General features: G+C 62.2%; 19 protein-coding genes. 15 read left to right on the forward strand and 4 right to left on the reverse strand.

The window, feature by feature from the left end; translation table 11 throughout:
* Positions 1–43: 43 nt before the first annotated feature.
* Together O3649_RS01220 and O3649_RS01225 are read left to right on the forward strand one after the other, a co-directional pair.
* Entirely contained in the window at positions 44–4,045 is a 4,002-nt protein-coding gene (locus O3649_RS01220) for a DNA helicase (protein ID WP_294632016.1), read from the forward strand.
* Positions 4,038–4,340 carry a hypothetical protein gene (locus O3649_RS01225; protein ID WP_141744676.1) on the forward strand — a complete coding sequence of 101 codons (303 nt, stop codon included), beginning with the start codon at positions 4,038–4,040 and terminating at the stop codon, positions 4,338–4,340. Before O3649_RS01220 ends, O3649_RS01225 begins: the two co-directional genes overlap by 8 nt.
* 92 nt (positions 4,341–4,432) lie before the next feature.
* Here the strand turns inward: O3649_RS01225 and O3649_RS01230 are convergent, their stop codons facing one another.
* Together O3649_RS01230 and O3649_RS01235 are read right to left on the reverse strand one after the other, a co-directional pair.
* The gene (locus O3649_RS01230) at positions 4,433–4,618 is read right to left on the reverse strand and encodes an FmdB family zinc ribbon protein (protein ID WP_005508445.1); all 186 of its coding nucleotides are present in this window, start codon (positions 4,616–4,618) and stop codon (positions 4,433–4,435) included.
* Positions 4,619–4,848: 230 nt separating this feature from the next.
* Positions 4,849–5,517: a 5-formyltetrahydrofolate cyclo-ligase gene (locus tag O3649_RS01235; RefSeq protein WP_294632014.1), complete on the reverse strand. Its 669-nt coding sequence runs from the start codon at positions 5,515–5,517 to the stop codon at positions 4,849–4,851.
* A 339-nt stretch (positions 5,518–5,856) separates the two neighbouring features.
* On the opposite strand from O3649_RS01235, the gene galU reads away from it, so the two are divergent.
* The 7 genes from galU to O3649_RS01270 all read left to right on the forward strand — a co-directional run bounded on the left by galU (position 5,857) and on the right by O3649_RS01270 (position 13,893).
* Positions 5,857–6,765 carry a UTP--glucose-1-phosphate uridylyltransferase GalU gene (gene galU, locus O3649_RS01240; protein WP_005508447.1) on the forward strand — a complete coding sequence of 303 codons (909 nt, stop codon included), beginning with the start codon at positions 5,857–5,859 and terminating at the stop codon, positions 6,763–6,765.
* A 321-nt stretch (positions 6,766–7,086) separates the two neighbouring features.
* Positions 7,087–8,739 (forward strand): hypothetical protein, encoded by a 1,653-nt coding sequence (locus O3649_RS01245; protein WP_371572380.1) that lies wholly within the window; start codon positions 7,087–7,089, stop codon positions 8,737–8,739.
* 422 nt (positions 8,740–9,161) lie between these two features.
* On the forward strand, positions 9,162–9,662 hold the full coding sequence (locus O3649_RS01250; protein WP_049341824.1) for a DedA family protein: 501 nt from the start codon (positions 9,162–9,164) through the stop codon (positions 9,660–9,662).
* Between the two features lie 96 nt (positions 9,663–9,758).
* A complete protein-coding gene (locus tag O3649_RS01255) occupies positions 9,759–10,943 on the forward strand; it encodes a LysR substrate-binding domain-containing protein (protein WP_141752123.1) in 1,185 nt (394 codons plus the stop codon).
* 38 nt (positions 10,944–10,981) lie between these two features.
* Positions 10,982–11,479: an NUDIX domain-containing protein gene (locus O3649_RS01260; RefSeq protein ID WP_044150240.1), complete on the forward strand. Its 498-nt coding sequence runs from the start codon at positions 10,982–10,984 to the stop codon at positions 11,477–11,479.
* Complete coding sequence (locus tag O3649_RS01265; protein ID WP_371572382.1) at positions 11,479–12,663, forward strand: glycine betaine ABC transporter substrate-binding protein; 1,185 nt, start codon at positions 11,479–11,481, stop codon at positions 12,661–12,663. The genes O3649_RS01260 and O3649_RS01265 overlap by 1 nt, the downstream gene beginning before the upstream one ends.
* Positions 12,664–12,669: 6 nt before the next feature.
* Positions 12,670–13,893 (forward strand): pyridoxal phosphate-dependent aminotransferase, encoded by a 1,224-nt coding sequence (locus tag O3649_RS01270; RefSeq protein ID WP_294643817.1) that lies wholly within the window; start codon positions 12,670–12,672, stop codon positions 13,891–13,893.
* A 117-nt stretch (positions 13,894–14,010) separates the two neighbouring features.
* On the opposite strand, the gene O3649_RS01275 is transcribed toward O3649_RS01270, so the two are convergent.
* Positions 14,011–14,280 (reverse strand): exodeoxyribonuclease VII small subunit, encoded by a 270-nt coding sequence (locus tag O3649_RS01275; RefSeq protein ID WP_070642875.1) that lies wholly within the window; start codon positions 14,278–14,280, stop codon positions 14,011–14,013.
* Between the two features lie 64 nt (positions 14,281–14,344).
* A complete protein-coding gene (gene xseA / locus O3649_RS01280; protein WP_044150242.1) occupies positions 14,345–15,646 on the reverse strand; it encodes an exodeoxyribonuclease VII large subunit in 1,302 nt (433 codons plus the stop codon).
* 155 nt (positions 15,647–15,801) lie between these two features.
* On the opposite strand from xseA, the gene O3649_RS01285 reads away from it, so the two are divergent.
* The 6 genes from O3649_RS01285 to O3649_RS01310 all read left to right on the forward strand — a co-directional run bounded on the left by O3649_RS01285 (position 15,802) and on the right by O3649_RS01310 (position 22,389).
* Entirely contained in the window at positions 15,802–17,010 is a 1,209-nt protein-coding gene (locus O3649_RS01285) for a dehydrogenase (RefSeq protein ID WP_371572385.1), read from the forward strand.
* 27 nt (positions 17,011–17,037) lie between these two features.
* Positions 17,038–18,123 carry a 4-hydroxy-3-methylbut-2-enyl diphosphate reductase gene (locus O3649_RS01290; protein WP_049349333.1) on the forward strand — a complete coding sequence of 362 codons (1,086 nt, stop codon included), beginning with the start codon at positions 17,038–17,040 and terminating at the stop codon, positions 18,121–18,123.
* A 285-nt stretch (positions 18,124–18,408) separates the two neighbouring features.
* Positions 18,409–19,362, forward strand: coding sequence for an ATP-binding cassette domain-containing protein (locus tag O3649_RS01295; RefSeq protein ID WP_371572387.1), 954 nt, complete (start codon positions 18,409–18,411; stop codon positions 19,360–19,362).
* Positions 19,363–19,418: 56 nt separating this feature from the next.
* Entirely contained in the window at positions 19,419–20,177 is a 759-nt protein-coding gene (locus O3649_RS01300; protein WP_371572389.1) for an ABC transporter permease, read from the forward strand.
* Positions 20,178–20,341: 164 nt separating this feature from the next.
* Complete coding sequence (locus O3649_RS01305; RefSeq protein WP_371572390.1) at positions 20,342–21,616, forward strand: sensor histidine kinase; 1,275 nt, start codon at positions 20,342–20,344, stop codon at positions 21,614–21,616.
* Between the two features lie 140 nt (positions 21,617–21,756).
* Complete coding sequence (locus O3649_RS01310) at positions 21,757–22,389, forward strand: response regulator (RefSeq protein ID WP_049346956.1); 633 nt, start codon at positions 21,757–21,759, stop codon at positions 22,387–22,389.
* Positions 22,390–22,394 lie beyond the last annotated feature (5 nt).

The following is a 22,394-nucleotide window of genomic DNA, read 5'->3' on the forward strand; positions in this document are numbered from 1 at the left end:
GGCACACCGGGCAGAGGACCCCGGAAGAACCACCATCTTCGGTGTGTACGCGCAAACGTACACCGCACTGACCCACAAGGACACTCACGACGTGAACCAGATTCCCGAGCCTACCGACGCGCAACACGCACCCGGCACCCCGGCTGATACTGCTCAGCCCGCCGCAGCCGCCGCGACCTCAGCAGAGGAAACCCACGAAGTAGCCGACGAAATCAACATCGCCGAGCTGCCCGCACACCTGAACCCCGCCCACGAGGACTTCGACCCCTCGGCGGGGCTTGAGCGCTGGGCAGAACAGATGGACGTCTACACCGGACCGGACGCGATGCTCGACTTCAACCAGGTCGACTACGTGCACATCGACCTGTCCGAAGCAAACCCCTCCGGTCTGGCTCAGCTACTCGCCGGACGCAAGACCCGCCTCTCCACGATTCTGCGCGACAAGTCGCAGCTCGAGGCGGGTATGCGCTCCGCCCGCACCCTGCGCACCAAGATCTACGAACTCGCCACCGACCACGGCCTGGACTCCGGCTACTTCGTGGCGGGTACTGCCTCCTGGCTGTCGCACGACACCCGCGAGGATGCCGCCGCCTACGAGAAGCGCTTCATCGCACCGATTCTCATGGCGCCGCTGAGCATCACCCCGCACCCGAAGGATGACGACTTCGAGCTGCGCCTCGCCGGTTCCGCACGCCTGAACCCGGCAATGGTCCGCCAGATTAAGCAGGAATACGGTATTGACCTAGGCACCATGGACGTGGCTCAGCTGGCAAACTCCATGTCTCGCCTGGACCCCGAGCCGGTTATCGAGCGTATGCGCGCATCTGCCGGTCGTATTCCGGGCATGACCATTGAGTCGAAGTATTTCATCTCCACCTTTGCTGACCTGAAGGAAAGCCTGGGCGAGCTGCCGCACACCGCCATCACCCCGCTGGTTCGTGACCTGGCGGCACTGAAGGTTCCCGGCGTGAAGCCGCGCGAGCTCAACGCCCACAACCTGCAGCAGCCCCTGGACCAGCGCGACCCGGCAGAAGAAATGCTCTTGCTGGACGCTGACGCGAACGCCCAGGAGATTATCGACACCGCGGTCAGCGGTTTCTCCTTCACTATCACTGCGGCACCCGGCACCGAGCCGTTGCGCACCGCCGTGAACATTGCATCCGCGCTGATGGGTCGCGGTAAGTCCGTGCTCGTGGTGGGCGAGAAGCGCTCCACCCTTGCCGAGTTCTCGGCGCTGCTCAAGCGCACCGGCATTGAGAGCCTGCGCTACGACCTGCTCGCCGAGCACGACTCCGAGGCTCAGCGCGCCGAGTTCATTCGCGCCATTGTGCGCAATGAGAGTGCCGAAGAACCGAACTCCGAGGACCTGAACGAAGAGCTCGTCGCGACCCGCGCCGCGCTGCTCGACCACACCCGCGCCCTGCTGAACAAGGACGCGAACTGGCAGATTTCCGTCTACTCGGCGTTACAGCGTCTGGCTGAGCTGACCGCCTCCGAGGACGGCCCGGCAACCCGCGTGCGTTTTGACCGACCCATGCTTGATGCGCTCATGGAGCGTGAGCAGGTGCGTGCCGAGCTGGTGCGCCTAGGCGAGATTGATGGTTTTGCGGCGGCTTCGCGTACCTCCCCGTGGTACCGCGCCCGCCTAGTCAATGACGAGGAAGCCGCCGAGGCGTACGCCCTGGTCATTACCCTCAAGTCCTCCCTGCTGAACCTGCGCGAGGCAATGAACCGCACCAGCGCCATGCTGGGTCTGCGCACGGGTCGTACCATCGCCGAGTGGGAGTCGCAGCTGGCGATTCTGATGCGCATCCGTGAGACGCTCAAGCGTTTCCGCGCAGACGTCTACGACCGTCCAGTGACCGACCTGATTGCGGCGACTGCATCCGGTTCGTGGCGTCGTGAGAACGGCATCGAGATGAGCAGTATGCAGCGTTCCCGCCTGCGCCGCGCGGCAAAGGAGTACATCCTGCCCGGCGTGAATATTGGTGACCTGCACGAGCAGCTGAAGATTGTTCAGGCCGAGCGTGCCGAGTGGATTCGCCACATTGAGGCGCCCCGCACCCCGCAGATTCCTGAGAACCTGGATCAGCTGGCTGCCGCCCTGAACTCCCTGGTGTCTGAACTGGCGGGCCTAGGCATTGTCCTGGCTGACACCGTTGAGGGCACCGACTTTGTACGCACCGACCTGGATGCCCTGGACGCGCGCCTGGACGCCCTCATGGCGGACCGCGTGCTGCTCATGACCCTGCCGGAGCGTGACGCCCTGACCCAGAAGCTGCGTGAGCGCGGCCTGTCGGAGCTGCTCGATGACCTGTACGCGCGTCAGGTTCCGACCGAGGTTGTTTCCGCTGAACTGGAGCTTGCCTGGTGGCAGTCTGCCCTGGAGTTCTTGCTGCAGCATCACGAGGGTAAACTGCTGGACGGCGACCGCCTGCGCGATATGGAGTCCCGTTTCCGCCGTGCCGACTACGCCCACATGACTAGCGCCCCGGCGCGTCTGCTGGCGAAGGTTGCTCGCGTGTGGACTGAGCGTATTGAGTCTGAGCATGATCAGGCAGCGTACCTGAAGAGCCAGCTGCGCGGCTACGAGTTCGTGCTCGAGGAGCTGCTGACTCACGCCCCGGTGATGGCACGTACCCTGCTGCCGCTGTGGACTGCGAGCCCCTTCGCCCTGGCGCGTAAGGTTCCCGCCTCCATGCGTTTTGATACGGTGCTGCTGCTGGACTCCGAATCGACCCCGCTGGCGGCGAACCTGCCCGCGATTACTCGCGCCGACCAGGTGATTGCCCTGGGCGACCCGCATTCGGGTTACCCCTCGCCGTTCATCGTGTCCGCCCCGACTTTTGGGGCGCCGGAACCGGCCGGTGAGCAGCTGGACAGCACCTTCGACGTGCTCGCTACCGTACTGCCCAACCGCACCCTGGCGATGCTGCACCGTAGCATGGACCCGGTGATTCTGGACTACCTGAACCGTGAGTTCTACGGTTCGCAACTGCATGCGGCTCCGGTGAGCCGCGCCTCCGCCCAGCCCGCCGGTTCGCTGACCGTTGAGTACATTGATACTCGCGGTAAAGTGAGCGATAACGCGAACCTGGATTCGCCCGGTGTTGAAGTGGAGCGCGTGACGAACCTGGTGCTTGAGCACGCCTACCGTACCCCGGATCGTTCGCTGGCGGTGGTGACGGCTAGCCCGAAGCACGCTCAGCGTGTGGCTGAGTCGGTGCGTCACGCCCTGAGCCTGTACCCGCAGCTGGCGCCGTTCTTCGCCGCCGGTGAGGAGTCTTTCCGCGTGGTCGACCTGACCCGCGCCGAGACCCTTGAACGCGATACCGTGATTTTCTCCCTGGGTGTGGGTCGTGCCCGCCTGGGTCAGGCGTCCTACGATTTGGGTCAGCTGTCTGCTGAGCATGGCCGCCAGGGCTTTGTGGTGGCGTTGACTCGTGCACGCCGTGCCCTGCGCATTGTCTCGTGCATTGACCCCTCCGAGCTGGACCCGCAGAAGCTGCATCATGGCGCGGTGGATTTCTACCACCTGCTGCGTGAACACGCGGAACGTCAGGCGCGTGAAGAGGTGGAAGCGAAGGCACAGCGCGTGCCGGAGACCCTGCCGCGTAACGCGTTCTTGGCCGCCGACGACGCGGACACCCCGGATTTGGGCGACTGGCTGCTGAACGATTTGGTGGCGCGTCTGCAGGCTCGCGGTGTGCGTGTGACCCGCGGTGAGGGCGATATCGCTCTGATTGCGCACGCCCCGGAGAAGCTGGCGGCTGAGCCGGTTCCCGCGCTGGGTGTGGCTCCCGTGGTCTCTTCGAACCCGAGTGTTCCGGCGGCTATGCCGCTGGTGGCCTGCTCCGATGGTGAGCCGAATTATGCGCGTGCTTCGGTGCGTGAGCGTACCCGCCTGCTGCCGGAGCGTCTGAGCCGCACGGGCTGGAACTACATTACGCTGGGCACCCTGGAGGTTTTCGCCGATCCGGACGCTGTGGTGGCGCGCGTGCTGCACTACCTGGATATGGATGAGGGCGCTGAGGTTCGTGGCTAGTTATTCGTCGACGCCGAAGCCTCGCCGCGGTCACCGTCGTGTGAGCGGCGGCGGCTCGGTGAGCGGGGCTGAGCCTCTGCTGGTGGGTGTGACGACGCCTCCGGTTGTGGCTTCGGGTACTTCCTCTGCCGCGGGGGCTTCCCCGAAGAAAGCTGATGCCCAGAAGCAGAACCCCCAGAAGGCGAGTTCTCAGAAGGCGGCTGCTTCTGCGCAGCCGCTGACCCCGGAGGAGCGTGAGCGTCTGGAATGGATGCGTCAGCAGCGTCCTCCGCACTGGGGTAACAATATCGTGTAGCGTCTTCCTGAGGGAGAGCACTTCTTAAAACGCCGAGGGGCGGGGCAACCTGTGTTGCCCCGCCCCTCTTTTGGGCTGGTGTGGGACCCCGTTTAGGAGTTGCCCTTGTCGGTGCTGTAGAAGCCGGAGCCCTTGAAGGTCACTCCGACGGTGTTGTAGCGCTTGCGCAGGGTTTCTTCGCCGCACTGCGGGCAGATGCGCAGTGCATCGTCGCTAAAGGACTGGCGCTGTTCAAAGACGTGGTTGCAATTCTTGCACTGGTAAACGTAGACCGGCATTTTGTCCTTCTGTATCCGTTTTCGCTGGGATGGTTTATTAACGTGGTTTGAGTGTACCGCTTTTGAAAGGTTGGGAGCTATTTGCGTTTTCTTCTCAAATAGCTATTTCTGTTTCTTTTTACCTTTTTCCTGAGTGATTTTGTTGGTGTGTTCCTGCATATCTTTGCGTTTTTGCATAAAGATTTGGGTGTCAATCAAGAGCGAATCGGGCGTGGGTGAGCCGGGTGCTTTTAGCCCTGCTGGTGAGCGAGGAAAATGCCCCGCTCGGTGAGAATCACCGGTAGAATAGCGTCCCACTGGTCGTAGGGAATGGCTTCGTAGATTTCGTCGCTGAAGACAATGCCGATGCTCCGGCCGGTGAGCTGCTGGTCGCTGAGCAGGGGGATAATGCGGTCGTAGTAGCCGCCTCCCTGACCGAGGCGGTGCCCGCCTGCATCAAAAGCAAGGGCGGGGATGAGGCGCAGGTCGGCGTCAATGAATGCTTGCGTGTCTTGTTCTTCGCCTTCGGGTTCGGGGATGCCCATGGGGCTGAGCGGATGCTCAACGGTGGGGTCCCAGTGCACCCAGGCGAGTTTGCGACCGGGGCGTACGACGGGCACGAGGATGCGGTGTCCCTGCTCATGGAGAGCGTTTAGTGCTTGGACAATGGGCGGCTCAGATTTGGTGGGCAGATACGCCGCAATGGTACCGGGGGAGTGGACCCGCTGCGCAACCGCCTCGAGAATGTGGTGGGTGAAAAGGTCAGTCAGATGTTGCTGTCCGTGTTCGCCGCGGTGGCTGCGTGCGGTGAGGCGGCGCGGGCGGATTTGGGAGCGGAGAATGTCTTTGTCTAGGGAGATATCGTCTGCGCTGGCACCGGCGTCGGAGTTGCTGGTGGCGGGGGTTGTGTTGAGGTGCATGGTGTGTCCCATCGTCGTTGCGGGTCTTGTGTGAAGGGTTGGGGAGTGGCGCGTCCCGTAGGAAGTAAGGTGCGTTCACTCTATGCTGAGAGGTATCCGTGCGCAGGGTAAAACTGCCCTGGTGGGTGGTGAAAATTGACCTATATCTGCGGGGACGTGGATTCCACTTTTTAGTATAGGGTTTGAGAAAAATAGTGCTGAGTTCTGTGGGGTGCATTTTCTTTGCACACCGAAGAATGGGCCGCTGTGGATATGTAGTTAGTCACGTTGAAGATTTTTTCATGTCATAGTGTCTATAAATCGCCTTAAGTACTTTACAACTTAGGGTATTCTTGTGGCATGGCTACTGAAATTAAGTCTGTTACTAAGGCAGTTATTCCTGCTGCTGGTCTGGGCACCCGATTCCTGCCCGCAACGAAGGCAACCCCCAAGGAAATGCTCCCCGTCGTTGATCGCCCCGCGATTCAGTACGTGGTGGAGGAAGCAATCCGTGCCGGTCTGAACGACGTTCTGATGATTACCGGCCGTAACAAGCGCGCTCTCGAGGATCACTTCGACCGCGTTCCCGTTCTGGAGCAGCAGCTCGCTGAGCAGGGTAAGGACGCCCTACTCGCATCCGTGGTAGCTACCAATGAGATGGGTGGCGACCTGCACTACGTGCGTCAGGGCGACCCCAAGGGTCTGGGCCACGCTGTTCTGCGCGCAAAGCGCCACGTTGGTGACGAAGCATTCGCTGTTCTGCTCGGCGATGACCTGATTGACGAGAAGGAAGACCTGCTCGCTCGCATGGTGGAGGTCCAGGAGCGCACCGGCGGTTCTGTCGTTGCTCTGATGGAGGTTCCCCGCGAGGCTATTTCTGCTTACGGCGCAGCTGCTATTGAGGCTGTTGAAGGCGAGGACGGTTTCGTTAAAATCACCGGCCTGGTTGAGAAGCCTGCTGCTGATGAGGCTCCCTCGAACTACGCTGTGATTGGCCGTTACGTTCTGAGCCCGAAGGTCTTCGAAGTTCTGGAGAACACCGCTCCGGGCCGCGGCGGCGAGATTCAGCTGACCGACGCTCTGCAGACTCTGGCTCAGGGTGAGGGCGAAGGCGAAGGTGTCTACGGTGTGGTCTTCTCCGGCCGCCGTTTCGACACCGGTGACAAGCTGTCCTACCTGAAGGCAAACGTTATTCTTGCTGCTGAGCGCCCCGAGTTCGGTGACGACCTGCGCGCATGGCTGAAGGACTTTGTTGCAGAGAACTGCTAATTACTCTGCACCCGCTCTCTAAAGAGGGCAACCGATAAATACCAACCACGCTGAGGAAGGCGTTCTTTCCGGTGGGGCGTTTTAGCCCCAAGGGAGGGCGCCTTCCTTTGCGTCGTATGTGTCTATTATGTGCTTGGGGTGCTACTGGGCGAGGGCCCAGGGTGTGCCTTGTGCAGGGACGCGACGACGTTGTAGTGTGCATATTCCTTCAGGGGTATATGTGCATATCCAGCCCGATTCTTGCCGCTTATGGAAAGCATTGGGAATATAAGGGTATGATTAAAGTCTAGGGATAAAGGGACGATAGAGGGCGACCTGAATATGACGCTTTTGAACACCTCCGGCGTGTTGGTAATTCTGACCGTGATTTTGCTGCTGTGGTTTGTGCCCAGGAGCCTGCGTCGCGCGCCCGCTGGCCCTGTCATGGAGCCTGAACGTCCCCTGATTAGTGCTGAGCGTACCGCGGAGGATATTCTCGCCTCCGCCGGTGTGTTGCTGAACGAGTCGGAGGCATACCAGTCCTCCGATCACGCGGTGGCACCGGGTACTTCTCTGCCGTCTTCTGCTCTTCCGCAGGCTTCTTCCCGTTCCTCCCACACGGTGGAGGAATCCGCCCAGCCTGCGCCCGATACGGCTTCTATTTCGCAGATTCGCGAATCTTCCCCGACTGCCCCTTACACGGATGAGATTCCGGTGGTGGAGGAGTCGAAGCCCTCGCCTCTGTCCTACTTTGATACTTCGAGCCCGAGCGGTATTGCCCTGCTGGTTGCTGCCGGTCTGGGTGTTCTTGCCCTGGTTACCGGTCTTCTGGCGCTCTTTGGTGTGCTGGCGTGGGGCTGGGCTGTTCTCTTGCTGATTCTTGCCGGCGGTGCATGGGCTGTGAGCCGTTTTGGTCTGCTGGAGTCTGTTGCTAACCAGGTCAAGGCGAGCCGCGATGCACGCCAAGCTAAGGCAGAAGATGATGAGGATGACGAAGCTGAGGACGAAGCCTACGAAGAGTCCGATGAACATGAAGAAGCCGGCGATGATGCTTCTGAGCCTGTAGAGGACTCGGCGGCTGAGGGTGTGGAGCCTGAAGTTGCTGAAGAGCCTGCACATCATGCTCGCCCCGCCACCCGTGAGGCTACTACCCGCAAGTCTATACACGGTGTGAACCGCGAGGCGGCACGTCCGAGCCGCGCGCACATCGCGGTGGAGTCCTCCGATGAGGCTCCCGAGGCGGCTCCTCGTGCGGAAGCGCCTGCTGCGGCACCTGCTCATTCTTCTCGTGCCGTACCTGCCCGTTCTGCCCGCGCGGCGGAGGCGCCCGTCGCACACCGTCAGGAGCGTCGCCAGCAGCGTCCGAGTCGATTCCAACCGATTCGCCGCGGTAGCGTGCTCTTCGATCAGGAGAGCGGTTCCGCTACTTCCTCCGGTGCACCGCGTACTGCGGCACAGCCTCAGCGGGTAGCGCAGGCTCCGGTTGCTCCGAGCCAGCCTGTCCTGCCTCAGCCTGCACAGCCCGCTCAGGCACCCGTACAGGCTCCCGCCAAGCCGGTAGCAGCTCAGCCTGCACCAGCCACCCAGGCACCTGCACAGCCGGTAGTAGCTCCCGCACAGCCGGTAGCGGCTCCCGCACAGCAGCCGGCAATTCACCCGGATCAGCCGGTGGCTCGCCAGGCTCTGCGTGACGGTTCGCCCGTCCGTCAGGCACCTGCGGCACCTGCTACTCAGGCTCCCGCTCAGCCGATTCCCGAAGAGATTCCTCTGCCGGATGTCCTGGATGATTCCGAATTCGACGCGCTGGATATCGCCTCGCTGAACGATTCGGCTCTTTCGACCGGTGCTACTGCGACCGGCGGTGTTCGTTCGACGAACCGTCACCCCGGTGCCGGCTCCTCCTTTGAGGCGGTTAGCAACACCTGGAACCCGGTTCAGCTGCCTAAGCCGCTGAGTGCACTGCACCGCCAGGACAAGAACCAGGGTAAGAAGTAGACTTTGCTCCAGACACGCATAAAACCCCGACAGTTCACACTGTCGGGGTTTTTGTATGCCTGGGGATGATTGGGAAGAAGTTAAAAAGAAAAGGAACCCCGTCCATGGGGTTCCTTTTCTAGCATCACACACAGGAAGAAAGTCTTCTAGACCGATTAGGAAGGCCTTCCCACAAGGCCTGCCCTATTCGGTAATAAAAATATATCCTAATTCCCGTGCGGGTGACAAGCTGAAAATAGCGACACCCTGTCAATAAACTAAGGTTGCCCTAAGTAAAATCCGCGCCATTGCAGGCGACAAGGGGCAATAACCCCCGGCTGAAAAAATTTAAAAAAATTTTCTGACCCCTCCAAAAGTCGAATAAGAAGCCTCAAAGAACCTTCAATCAGGTTAATATCGCCCACTCATGAGAGAATAGCCGGGTGAAAGATTGGTTTGACGCACTCCCGATTGAGGTTGCCCTAGCTTTCATGTGGGTGGTCGGAATCGTCCGCACCAGCATCGTGTACGCTCTTGGCGCGCTTGCTGCTGAAGGCGGTGCCCGCCTCGACCGCATCCGCAAAGCCATGGACAGCCCGCTCTACCGTAAAGCGCGCCGCTTGATTAATCGGTGGGGCGTTATTGCTGTGCCCCTCTGCTTTCTCACCGTGGGTCTGCAAACCGCGGTCATCATCACGACCGGCTTCACGAAAATGCCTCTGCGTCGCTGGGTTCCCGCGATGCTGGTTGGAACCTTCATGTGGGCGTGTATTTACACCACCATCGGCTTCGCAATTCTTGCGGCCCTCGGCCTGGAGCCGTGGATGTTCCCGCTCGCCCTTGCCATTGTTATCACGGTGCTGGTCATTGTGACTCAGCTGCGCGAACGCCGCATTAACCGCGAAACCGTTGAGAACACTGCGGATAACATCGCCGAGAACTAGTCCTACCTTCAGCGGGGGATAGGTGCACTATCTCGCCGGGTTGAGGCCACTCACCTGCCCTCAATGCCCCCGCCCAAGATGTGCTAGCGTGGAGGGATGAGTTCATCCGCATCCTCCACCGCAGGCACCCCCGAAGAGCAGCCCGTCAACGACTCTGCCCTCACCGCAATCGACCCCGAGCAGAGCGCGCCCGAAAACGCTACCGACCAGGTAGAAAGCGAAGCGCCCACCGAGGCCCCCGCCCGCGTGTACCTGCATCCCGAGCAGCTGGCGATGATCCAGTCCCCGGAGGCTCTGCCCATCCCCGTGCTGCAGCGCTCTGTGCTGCGCATTAGCTACGTGCCCGCGATTATGCCCGGCAAGTGGTTCAACCGCTGGCACGAGCGTTACGGCGACCGCGTGCAGCTGGCGGAGGTGCCCGTGCGTGAGGCGCGCGGCCTGGACTCCCTGCATCAGGACCTGTGCCTGATTGACCCTGCCCTCAACTCCGCGGAAGAAACTGCCTCCGAGGCGCCCGCTGAGGATAGCGCCGAGGCTACCGAACACGCCCCTATCGAGCGTAAGGACGTACCCGATAACCCCTTCGCGCACATGAGTATTGTGCGCCCCGACCGTGAACCGGCAAGCACCGACGGCGAGAAGTACCACAGCATCCGCCTCTACGAGGAGCTGCCCGTGGTCATTCTGCCGGTGGACCATGTACTCACCGTGCTTGATGAGGTGCCTGTGGAGGAGCTTGCCGAAGAGTTCCTGCTACAGCCCGCCTCCGATATCCCCGCCTATGAAGAAGTCTCCCGCGCATGGCGTGAGAACGCCGGGCGCATCGTGCCCGAAGGTCTGACCGATAAGGAAACCATCGAGCTGGTTGCCGCCGGTGTGGGCCTGTACATTGTGCCCATGTCCATTGCGCGTTTCTACCACCGCAAGGACCTCACCTACCGCCCCGTTGCCGGTCTGGACACCTACCCGGTGCACCTGGTCTGGCCGCGCGCCCCCAAGGGCGAGCCGCGCAGTGAAGAGCTCGAAGCGCTCCTGCAGGACTTCATCGGTATTGTGCGCGGCCGCACCGCAACCAGCGACCGCGGTAGTGAAACCCGACAGGCACGCGCCGAACGTGTCGCCGCCGAAAAGGCAAAGGCGAAAGCGAAGGCACGAGCCGCCAACGCCCGACGCGAAGCACGCGATAAAAAGCGCGCCAACGCCAAGAAAAACGGTAACGCGCGCCAGCACGCTCGACAGTCCGCCAAAGCCGCCAGCGCACGCCGCGGCAAGAAACGCTAACGAACGATAGACGGTAAAATCAAACCATGGCATTAGCAATGGAAACCCGACCCGCAGCCTACGCAGTGATCATTGAGCAGGGCAAGCTGCTCATGACCCGCTGGGTGCCCGAAGACCGCGCGCTCAGCCCCCTCTGGTCCCTGCCCGGCGGCGGCATGGAACCCGGTGAACAGGCGGATGAGACCGCGCTGAGGGAAACCCTCGAAGAGACCGGCTACAGCGTCGCCATTGAAGATATTCTGGGTGTGCACGCCGGACACTTCCCCGTGCGTTCCACCCAGAAAGACCCGCAAGCGCTACCCTTCTGCGCCCTGCGGGTGGTTTTCCGCGCCCACATTGTCACCGGCGAACTGCGCCACGAGGTCAACGGATCCTCCGACACAGCACGCTGGGTACCCATCGCTGAGCTAGACACCATCCGCTACGGCACCCTCATCGACGAGGTCGCCTCCATGATGGGCTACTCCAACGCCGCCAGCTGGGCACGCGAATACCGCGAATTTCTTGCCGATGAAAACGCACGGAAGCTTCCCTAATGAACCGACTGACCCTCACCCGCCGTGCGGCGCTCACCTCCCTGGCGCTCATGCCGCTGCTCGCCGCTTGCGGGAATAATGACGCTACCCCCCAGGTGGACCCTTCCGCATCCAGCTACGGTACTCTGCGTATCGGCTACGGTGCTCTGCGTGAGATGCGCGCCGTAGCGCACGTGTACGCGCGCGCCCTGCGACAGATTGGCTACTCCGTTGAACTTGTCGACACCGACAACAGCCGTGCTACCGCCCTGCGCGGGCTCATGGTTCCTTCGGCTAATTCCGCCACCCCTACCGCTACTCTGCCCGACGACGAGGCAACCGGTAGCACCACTGCCGCGGCCCTTGAATCGTTGGACCTTGTCATCGACTACAGTGGAGACCTGCTGCTCTACCTGACCGACGACGGCAAAATCAGCCCCGCCGCCGCACAGAACGAACGTATTGCCGCCTCCGTGAGTGCCTCCGCTCAAGCCGCAGGCGTGACCCTGCCCCCGGCGGCCACCCCCACCACGGAGGAGAGCACCGCCTCCGCACATGCTACGGACGGTACCGCAAGCCCCTCGGCAAGCTCCACCCGATCCGCTGACCCCATCAACCTGCGCGCCATGAGCACCACCGACATGACCAACGCCATCTCGCGCATCCTGCCCGAAGAGCTCATGCTTCTCAACGGTGCTAGCGCCACCAACAAGGATGTGCTGGTCACTACCCGCGCCGTGAGTGCCCGCCACAAGCTCAACTCCCTCGCGAACCTGCGTGAGGTGCAGTCTTCCCTGGCGTTCTCCATCCCGGCAGGGTACTCCAGCGGCACCTACGGTGTGGATTCTTTGCGTAGCCTCTACCGCTACCGCGTGCATGACCCGAAGATTCAGGACGACCCCGCCGAGCGCGTCAACGCCCTCACCGCAGACACCGTGCAGGTGACCCTGCTGCACAGCAGCGACTCCGCGATTGAAGAGAATCGCCTGGTCACCCTGGAAGACCCCTCGACGGCGCTTTTGCAGCAGCAACTGGTGCCCATTATCCGCCGTACCCTGCCAGATAGCGCCCGGACGGCAATTAACCGCGTATCATCTACATTAGACACGGGTAACCTCTCGTTCCTGTTGCGTCTGACTAGCGGTTCCAACCCCATCGCAGATGATGACGCAGCACAATTCATTTTGGATCACCCTAGAAAGTAAATCATCATGACGAAGTACCGTCAGTCCTCAAAGTTGAGCAACGTCCTGTACGACATCCGCGGCCCTATTCTGGATGAAGCCAATCGCATGGAAGCGATGGGCCACCGCATCCTCAAGCTGAACATTGGTAACCCCGCACCCTTCGGCTTTGAGGCGCCAGATGCCATCATGATGGATATCATTCGTCACCTGCCCGAAACCCAGGGCTACTCCGATTCTCGCGGCCTCTACTCGGCACGTACCGCCATTGTGCAGCACTACCAGAACCGCGGCATCATGAACCTCGACACCGACTCCATCTACCTGGGTAACGGTGTGTCTGAGCTGATCCCGATGACCCTGCAGGCACTGTGCGAGACCGGCGACGAAATCCTGGTCCCCATGCCCGACTACCCGCTGTGGACCGCATCCACCGCGCTGGTGGGCGGCAAGCCCGTGCACTACCTGTGCGACGAGGAAAACAACTGGTACCCGGACATCGAAGACATCAAGTCGAAGATTACCGAGCGCACCAAGGGCATCGTGGTCATTAACCCGAACAACCCGACCGGTGCTGTCTACCCGCGCTCGATTCTGAAGCAGATCGTGGACCTGGCACGTGAGCACGGCCTGGTCGTGTTCTCCGATGAAATCTACGAAAAGATCACTTACGACGGTGCTGAAGCCATCAACATGGCGACCCTCACCGGCGACGACGTGCTCTGCCTGACCTTCTCCGGTCTGTCCAAGGCGTACCGCGTCTGCGGTTACCGCGCAGGCTGGGTTGCTATCACCGGCCCGAAGAAGGACGCAGCAAGCTACCTGGAAGGCATTCACCTGCTCGCCTCCATGCGCCTGTGCTCCAACGTTCCGGCACAGCACGCAATCCAGACCGCGCTCGGCGGCTACCAGTCCATCAACGAGCTGATCGTTCCCGGCGGCCGCCTGTACGAGCAGCGCACCCTGGCACACAAGATGCTCAACGAGATTGACGGCATCAGCTGCACCAGCGCGGACGGCGCGCTCTACCTGTTCCCGAAGATTGATATTGAGCGCTTCGACATTACCGACGACGAGCAGTTCGCCCTAGATCTGCTCAAGAGCCAGAAGATTCTCTTCAGCCACGGCCGCGCGTTCAACTGGAAGGACCCGGACCACTTCCGCCTGGTGTTCCTGCCCGATACTCAGACCCTCACCAGCGCCCTGGAGCGTCTGGGTAACTTCATGGCTGACTACAAGCAGAAGCACTAGTACTCCCGCTTCTGCCTTGTAACAGACGAAAATAGCCTGCCCCGCAGTTCTGATGAGCTGCGGGGCAGGCTATTTTGTTGGTTGGCGGATGCGCCAGAGCGGGTGCTGGAAACGGCTTTAGTTCGCCGCAGGCTCCTGACCGCTCTGTGCACCTGCCTGTGCGCCGCGTGCCGCGTTCAGGCGCTCCTGCGCGCCCTGCAGCCACGCCTCGCAGCGGGCGGCAAGCGCCTCGCCACGCTCCCACAGGGCGATGGAGGTCTCCAGGTCGCTGGCGCCGGACTCCAGCTGGCGTACGACCTGCTCCAGTTCGGCGCGTGCCTGCTCGTAGCCGAGGGTTTCGACGGGTGCGCCCAGCTCGGCGCTGTTGAAGCTAATGTTCTCGCTCATTGAGGAACCTTTCAGAGGTAAAAACTTGGGATAAAAACTAGAGGTAAAACGTAGGTATCGAGGTTTAGGAGATGTTCGAGGGGTCCGTAGAAGTCACGGTTGCCTGCGCCGAACCGGTCGCCGCACGCACCGTAATCTGCTCGCCCTCGCTCAACGCCGAAGCGTCACGCACAATAGCGCCCGCGGCATCCTGAACGATGGAGTAGCCGCGGTTGAGCGTCTGCGCAGGCGAGAGCGAACGCACCCGCGCCAACGTATGCGACAGAGTCGCCGACTCACGCTCCAGACGGTGCTGCACCGAACGGTGAGCGCGCTCGCGTAGCTGGCTCAGCTCTTCCACACGCATGAGCAGGGAGGACTCCGGGTGGGTGAGCACCGGGCGGCTGCGCAACTGGGCAATGTAGTTCATCTGCATGCCCACGTAGCCGAGTACCGCGCGGTCCAGGCGGGCACGGGCCTCGGTGATGCGGGCGGTTTCCTCCGAAATATCGGGCACAATGCGCTTACCCGCGTCAGTGGGGGTGGAGGCGCGCAGATCGGCGACCGCATCGAGGATGGGGGAGTCAGCCTCGTGACCGATTGCCGAGACCACCGGGGTGGTGGCCGCTGCGACGGCGCGGATGAGCGCCTCCTCTGAGAAAGGCAGCAGGTCTTCGAAGGAGCCGCCGCCTCGGGCGATGACGATGACGTCCACCTCCGGGTGGGCGTCCAGTTCGGCGAGAGCCGCAATGACCTCAGCCGCCGCGCCCTCACCCTGAACGCGGGTATTGCGCACCTCGAAAACCACGCCGGGCCAGCGCAGGGAGGCGTTGCGGATAACGTCCTTCTCCGCGTCAGAATCGCGACCGGTAATCAGGCCCACGCGATTCGGCAGCATGGGCAGCGGCTTCTTACGCGCGTCAGAGAACAGCCCCTCGGCGGCGAGAGCTTCACGCAGACGCTGCAGCTGCTCGTGCAGGTTGCCGGTGCCGACCGCGTACACTTCCTTGCCGATGAGGGAGAGCTTGCCGTTCTTCCACAGGCTCGGCTTGGCGCGGGTGACGATGCGAGCGCCTACGGTCACATCGGCCGCCAGGCCGCTACCGGCACGCCCGAAGAGCGCGAGGGTGAAGGAGAAGTCTTCGTTGAGGTCTTTGAGCTCCATGAAGACGTTGCCGCCGCGGCCGTTGAGGGAGGCGACCTGCGCCTCCACCCAGAGCTCGGGAACCTTGTCTACATAGTTTTTGAGGTTCTGCGCGAGCAGGGCGAGGGGCCAGGGGTTGGTGGCGGTGGTTTCCTGAGACTTCCCGGGAAGCTGCCGCTCGTGCACGGGCGGCACCACCAGCGCGGGTGCCGGCTGCGCTGCGGAGGGGTTGTAGAAGTTCATACCTTCTATTGTCCCTGATTGGTTGGTTATGCGCCTGCGCACAGGTCAGCCTGGCGACTCGGGTAGCTTGCACGGAGTGCAGGCAGAACTTAGCTTCTGGCGCATTCTGCGGGTCTGAATCGGCTTTGAACACTGTGAGCGGGTACCCTAGGCTCATGCGCTCACCCGATCAGTCAGCACATCAGAACAACGCCCTCAACACCGCCGCGGCTTCGTCAGCGGCGGGTACTGGCGCGCAAAACTACCCGGCGGACGCGACCCGAGTCGTCGATACTCGGATTACCCGCACGGACGGCTACTATACGGCGGATGAAGACACCACTCTGCTACAACCCACGCGCACGCTCGGCCACGCCGCAGCCCCCACCAAGGCTGAGCTACAGGCCGCCCCCGAGCCTCCCTTCGCGGCAGGTTTGCGCAGGTTCCTGACCGTTGTACTGTGCGCCCTGGCCCTGGTGACCGGTCTGGGCGCAACCACGGGCGCCTGGGTGAACTCAAAGCTCATGTCAGAGCGCGGTTTCTCACAGATTTCCTCCAACCTGGCGGAGGATTCGCAGCTTGCCTCGCGCATCGCTGACGGCGCGGTCGAAGACCTCATGAACTCCGAGGCTATGACAACCTTCCTCGACGGCACCAAAGAAAGCGGCTTATACTCCATTCTTGTAAAGCCGACACAAGACGGTATACGTTCCCTGCTCAACCGTTCCGCGGCTGAGCTGTCAAAAACTGAAGAATATCGAAGCCTCTGGAAGGAAGTTGCCGAGGAAACTCGCCGTTACAACCTTGAACACCAGGACGGCCCCGCCGTCATTGTGCTCACCCCCTTCTACCGTGCGCTGGATGCGAAGGTCGGCTCTATCGGCTCCTTCGACCCGGACCTGACGAAGCTCGGCCCTGAAACCCTCAACATTGACCGGGTGAAGGACGGCAACAGCCAGCAGGACCAGCAGGAGTGGTTCCTGCACGCCGGCATTAACCGCGCCGCCGCGCTGGGCAAGTCCACCGTGCCGCTGACCATCATCTCGGTGCTGAGCCTACTGCTGGCTACGTTGCTGGCACCCAGGCACCGCATCCTGGTGCCGGTGGTTACGGCTCTGCTCTACGCCCTGCTGGGATGGGGGGCGGCAGCCTGGTTTGGCAGCCAAAGCCCTGAGTCCCTGGGAATTACCAGCCACAGCACCGCCGGAACGGCACTGATTACCGGGGTATGGAACCAGCTTGCACCGTCACTGACCGGGCATTTGCAGGCGGCGGCAAGCTACGGGCTGGTCTTGGCAATCCTCGCCCTGCTGCTCGGTATTCTGATTCGCCTCATCGCCCTGGGACGTAGCCCTGCGAGCGGTGCCACAGTCATCACACACTAAAAGTCCGAACAACGTAGGATAGTAACCATGTCCACTGAAACTATTGCCCTGGGCCTGCCGCCCGTACCCCGCGAGCGCCGCAGCCGCGCCGACGTTGAAGCCGCCGCACCCGTCACCGGTGAGAAGAAAGTCCTGCTCGCCACCCCGCGCGGTTACTGCGCGGGCGTTGACCGTGCCGTGATTGCTGTTGAGAAGGCGCTGGAGCACTACGGTGCGCCCGTCTACGTGCGCAAGCAGATTGTGCACAACCGCCACGTGGTGGAGACCCTGGAGAAGCAGGGCGCTATCTTCGTTGATGAAGTGGATGAAGTTCCCGAAGGTTCCGTGACCGTGTTCTCGGCGCACGGAGTGTCCCCGGCGGTGGTTTCCGCAGCTGGCGACCGCTCCCTGAATACTATTGACGCGACCTGCCCGCTGGTGAACAAGGTGCACCGCGAGGCTGTGCGCTTCGCCAAGCAGGACTACGACATCCTGCTCATCGGTCACACCGGCCACGAAGAGGTCGAAGGTACCGCCGGTGAGGCGCCCGAGCACATCCAGATCGTGAACTCGCCCGAGGAAGTGGATCAGGTAACGGTCCGCGACCCCGAGAAGGTTGTGTGGATTTCTCAGACCACCCTGTCCGTGGATGAGACCCTGGAAACCGTGGCGCGTCTGCGTGAGCGTTTCCCGTCCCTGCAAGATCCGCCCTCGGACGACATCTGCTACGCAACCTCCAACCGCCAGGGCGCTATCAAGGAGATTGCTCCGCGCGCAGACCTGGTTATCGTGGTGGGTTCGGCGAACTCCTCGAACTCCGTGCGCCTGAAGGAAGTAGCCCTCGAATACGGCGCTAAGCGTGCCGAGCGTGTGGACTTCGCACACCAGGTCGACGAATCCTGGTTCGAAGGTGTGGCAACCGTGGGCCTGACCTCCGGCGCGTCCGTGCCCGAGGTTCTGGTTCAGGAGGTGCTGGCTCTGCTCGCCGAGTACGGCTACAGCACCATCGAAGAGGTCGAGACCGCGAAGGAAGATATTCTCTTCTCCCTGCCGAAGGAACTGCGTTCCGCCCTGAAGAATGACGAGAACGTGGGCCGCCAGCTCGGTGGCCGCGGCGCTAAGCCCACTCGCTAATACTTTTAGCTTATGACCCCGTGTCCTCTTCCCCGTGTGGGGAGAAGACACGGGGTCTTTGTATCTGATGTGCGGGATGCGCGGGCAGGGACGCTTGCGCAGCTTCACGTTCACGCTACGCGGGGGAATGCCCCCCTCTGCGGCGCTGGGGCGCCTTGAGGACGGAGCCCCCGCTTCGCGTAACCGGTCGCGACGCTCGCATATCCTCAACTCATGACATTTGTCATGGGCAGGTCATGACACTCTGTACCGCACCGGCGCAAAAACCGGCGGTGTAATAGAAACATGAACACCGCAGCACTTCAGAACAGCAAGCAAAACACCGCAGAAACCGTTATTTCCGCCCGCTCCCTCCGCCAGGTTTTCTCCACCCGTGCGGCAGGCACCGTGGTCGCCGTCGACTCGATTGACCTGACCGTCAAGCGCGGCGAAATCATCGCACTGCTCGGCCCCAACGGTGCGGGCAAGACCACCCTCATCGACATGATTCTTGGTCTGACCCAGCCCAGCGGCGGCGAGTTGAGCGTCTTCGGTCGCAACGCCTCCGAAGCGGCACGCGCCGGTCTACTCGGTGCGGTTCAGCAGACCGGTGGCCTGCTCAAGGACCTGACGATTCGCGCCACGGTCGAGATGATTGCCGCCCTGTACCCCAAGCCTATTGACGTGGATGAGGTACTCGCCGGCGCCGACCTGACCGAGATTGCTAAGCGTAAGGTCGGCAAGTGCTCGGGCGGTCAGCAGCAGCGTCTGCGTTACGCCCTGGCGACCATGCACTCGCCGGAACTGCTGATCCTGGACGAGCCGACCGCCGGCATGGACGTGAATGCGCGCCGCACCTTCTGGGAGCGCATGGAAGCCATAGCCGAGCGTGGAACGACCATTCTTTTTGCGACGCACTACCTGGAAGAAGCACAGAACTTCGCCCAGCGTATCGTGCTCATGGAATCCGGCTCTATCATCGCTGACGGCTCCTCCGACGAGATTCGCGCCCTGACCGGCCACCGCCACCTTTCCTTCCTCGCACCCGCACCCATCACCGACCTGGATGTGCCGGTTGAGGTCACCGAAGAGTCCGGCGGGTACCGCCACCGCATCTCCGTGGTGGAGATTGAGCGGGTACTGCGCACTCTGCTGAATAACTACAGCATCACCGACCTGGAGGTCACCAAGCCCTCCCTGGACGAGTCCTTCACCCTGCTGACCGAGCAGGCCGCCGCCTCCAAGGCATCTGAAGCCTAAATACCGTACCGCCCCAATACCACACCGCCGCTGCTACACACCTCAAGGAAAACATCATGCTCCGCTACGCACTCTACGACATCCGCGCTTCTATCCTCTCGACCGACCGTTTCTTCTTCGGCGTGGCACTGCCCATCGTCTTCTTCCTGCTCTTCGGCGCGATGCAGGACTACTCCTCCCAGCCGATGGGCGACGGCAACGTAGCAGCGTACGTCATGATTGGAATGGCGCTGTACGGTGCCGTGCAGAACACCGTGGCGATTAGTGGCAGCACCGTCACCGAGCTCTCGAGCGGCTGGAACCGCCAGCTGGCGCTGACCCCGCTGACCACCGGCAAGTACCTGGGCGCGAAGGCACTGACCGCCCTGGTGATTTCTGCGGTGCCGGTGATTGCGGTGAACATTGTGGGCATGTTCACCGGTGTTGAAATCCCCGTGAACCAGCAGCTTGCAGCCGGCGCGCTGACGGTGCTGTGCGGTCTGGTGTTCGCCTTCTACGGCATCATGATGGGTCTGCTGATTCGTAACGAGAACGCCGTGTCCATTGCGAACGGTCTGCTGGTGATTATGAGCTTCTTCGGTACCGTGTTCTCCCCGCTGAGCACCGACCTGCTGAAGTACGCCCGCTTCACCCCGCTGTACGGTGCCGCCGAGATTGCCCGCTACCCCTTCGCCGCAGGTCAGACCATTATTCTGGGTGGTGAGGACTGGTTCGTGACCGAGCCACTCTGGTACGCAGTGGTGAGCCTGGCAGTGTGGGCGGCTATCTTCCTGGGTGTTTCTGCCCTGCTGATGCGCCGCGCAACCCGCCGCTAAATGCTTCTTCCCGCCGCAGTCTCAAGGGTTCCGTAGTATCAGGGGCTTCCGAGGCTGCGGCGGAAGCCGTATCCACTCACGCTGCTCCTACTAACACTGCCGCTACTGACACCGCCGCGCCGGTGGTATCTGCACCCGCGGCACCCGCACGTTAGGCTAGAACCATGACCGAAACCCACACCCACACCCACACCCATTCCTACGAGAACGAACACCCCCATACGGAGAATGAGGCGGCACCCTCCGCCGCGAAGCGCACCCTGGGCAAGCACCGCTTCCGCTTCCTCTACCGTGAACGCCGCGGCAACGTGAACTGGCTGGCGCTGGGCTTTAGTGCCCCGTGGCTGGTGTTTCTGCTCATGCCGCTGGACAGCTTCCTCACCACCCCGGAGTTGGGGCCGGTGCGCTGGACTGGCGTGGCGCTAATTGCGGTGTTCGCGGTGGTGAACTGCTCGGCGTACGCGGTGCCGTGGCTGGTGCCGGTCACCTCCACGGTGCGTCGAAGCGTCATCTGGACGGTGCTGATGGCACTGCCTGTAGCTGGCCTGACGGCGCTACGGGTGGAGTCGGCGTATGTGGTGTTCTTGTCGTTCAGTATGTACTTTGTGGCGTTCTGGATTTTTGGCACAATCGCCCCGTACCGCCTGCGCCTGGGCGTGGCGGCGACGATTGCCCTGGTCTGCTGGCTAATTTTTATGGCGAGCATCGGCTTTGACGTCACCGCGCGCGGCGGTATTGCCCTCTTTATCGGTGCGCCGATGGTGGGCATGCTGGGCTTCTCCTACCTGATTGAGCTGGGCGAACGCGCGGACGTAGCGCGTGCCTCCCTGGCGCTTTCTGAGGAACGTGAAGAGATCGCCCGTGATGTGCACGACGTGCTCGGCCACTCCCTGACCGTCATCACCCTCAAAGCGGAGCTGGCGCAGCGCCTGCTGGAGATTGACCCCGCCCGCGCCGGCGCCGAGATGGAGGCGATCGCGCAGCTGTCCCGCGCATCCCTGGCGGAGGTTCGTTCAACCGTGACGCGCCTGCGTGTGCCCGACTTCTCGGGTGAGATTGAGGGTGCGGGCCGTGCCCTGCAGACCGCCGGTATTCGCGCCGAACTGCCGGAGGCTCAGAACGCGCTCGCAGTGGCTGGCGTGAACGCGAAGCTGTTCTCCTGGGTTCTGCGTGAGGCGGTCACGAACATGGTGCGCCACTCGGGTGCGAACGCGGCGCGGGTGCGTCTGAGCGCAACCGGTCTGGACATCCTCGATAACGGCGTGGGCGTGGGCGATGCCCGCGGTAACGGCCTGACAGGTATGGCTCAGCGTGTGGCGGCGTCCGGCGGTAGCGTGGTGATTGAGGCGGCGCCCGCGCAGTGGCTGGCGGAGAACCCTGCCGGTGGGGTGGGCACGCGCATCCGTGTGAGCATGGACGGCGACACCTCACTGCTGTAGATAGAGCGCTGTAGATTGTGGAACTTGGCGCCGCGCCCTGGACGGGGGAGCTACCCGCCCCTGTATGGTGGTGGTAGACAACCTCACGCGGTTGTTCCGCCCGCCGTTATCACCCCGTCTTCGCCCCTTGGGAGGCTCCCATGATTCGTGTTCTGCTCGCTGACGATCAGCAGCTCATCCGTGAGGCTCTTGCCGCCCTGCTGGGTCTGGAGGTTGACCTGGAGATTGTGGGTCAGGTCGGTAGTGGTGATGAGGTGTTGGGTGCTGTCGCCCTGCTGAAGCCGGACGTGGTGCTGCTGGATGTGCAGATGCCCGGTACTTTGCTGGCTGATGGTATTGAGGCGGCTGCGGCGTTGCGTGATGCGGGTGCTTTGAGTGAGTCGGGTGAGCCGGTGCGTACGCTGATTGTGACGACGTTTGGCCGCCCGGGCTATGTGCGCCGCGCCCTGGAGGCTGGTGCGAGTGGTTTCGTGGTGAAGGATACGGGTGCTCGCCAGTTGGCGGAGGCGATTCGTCGTGTGCATGCGGGTTTGCGTGTGGTGGATCCGTCGTTGGCGGCGGATTCTTTGGTGACGGGTGCTTCTCCGTTGACGGAGCGTGAGGCGCAGGTGCTGCGTGAGGCGGCGTCGGGTGGTACGGCTCAGCAGATTGCGTCGGCGTTGTTTTTGTCGGCGGGTACGGTGCGTAATTATTTGTCGGCGGCGATGGCGAAGACGGGTGCGTCGACTCGTCAGGATGCGGTGCGTATCGCCACGGAGAACGGCTGGCTCTAGCCCGC

The organism is Rothia sp. 27098_8_29, from assembly GCF_041432785.1.
GTDB lineage: Bacteria > Actinomycetota > Actinomycetes > Actinomycetales > Micrococcaceae > Rothia > Rothia mucilaginosa.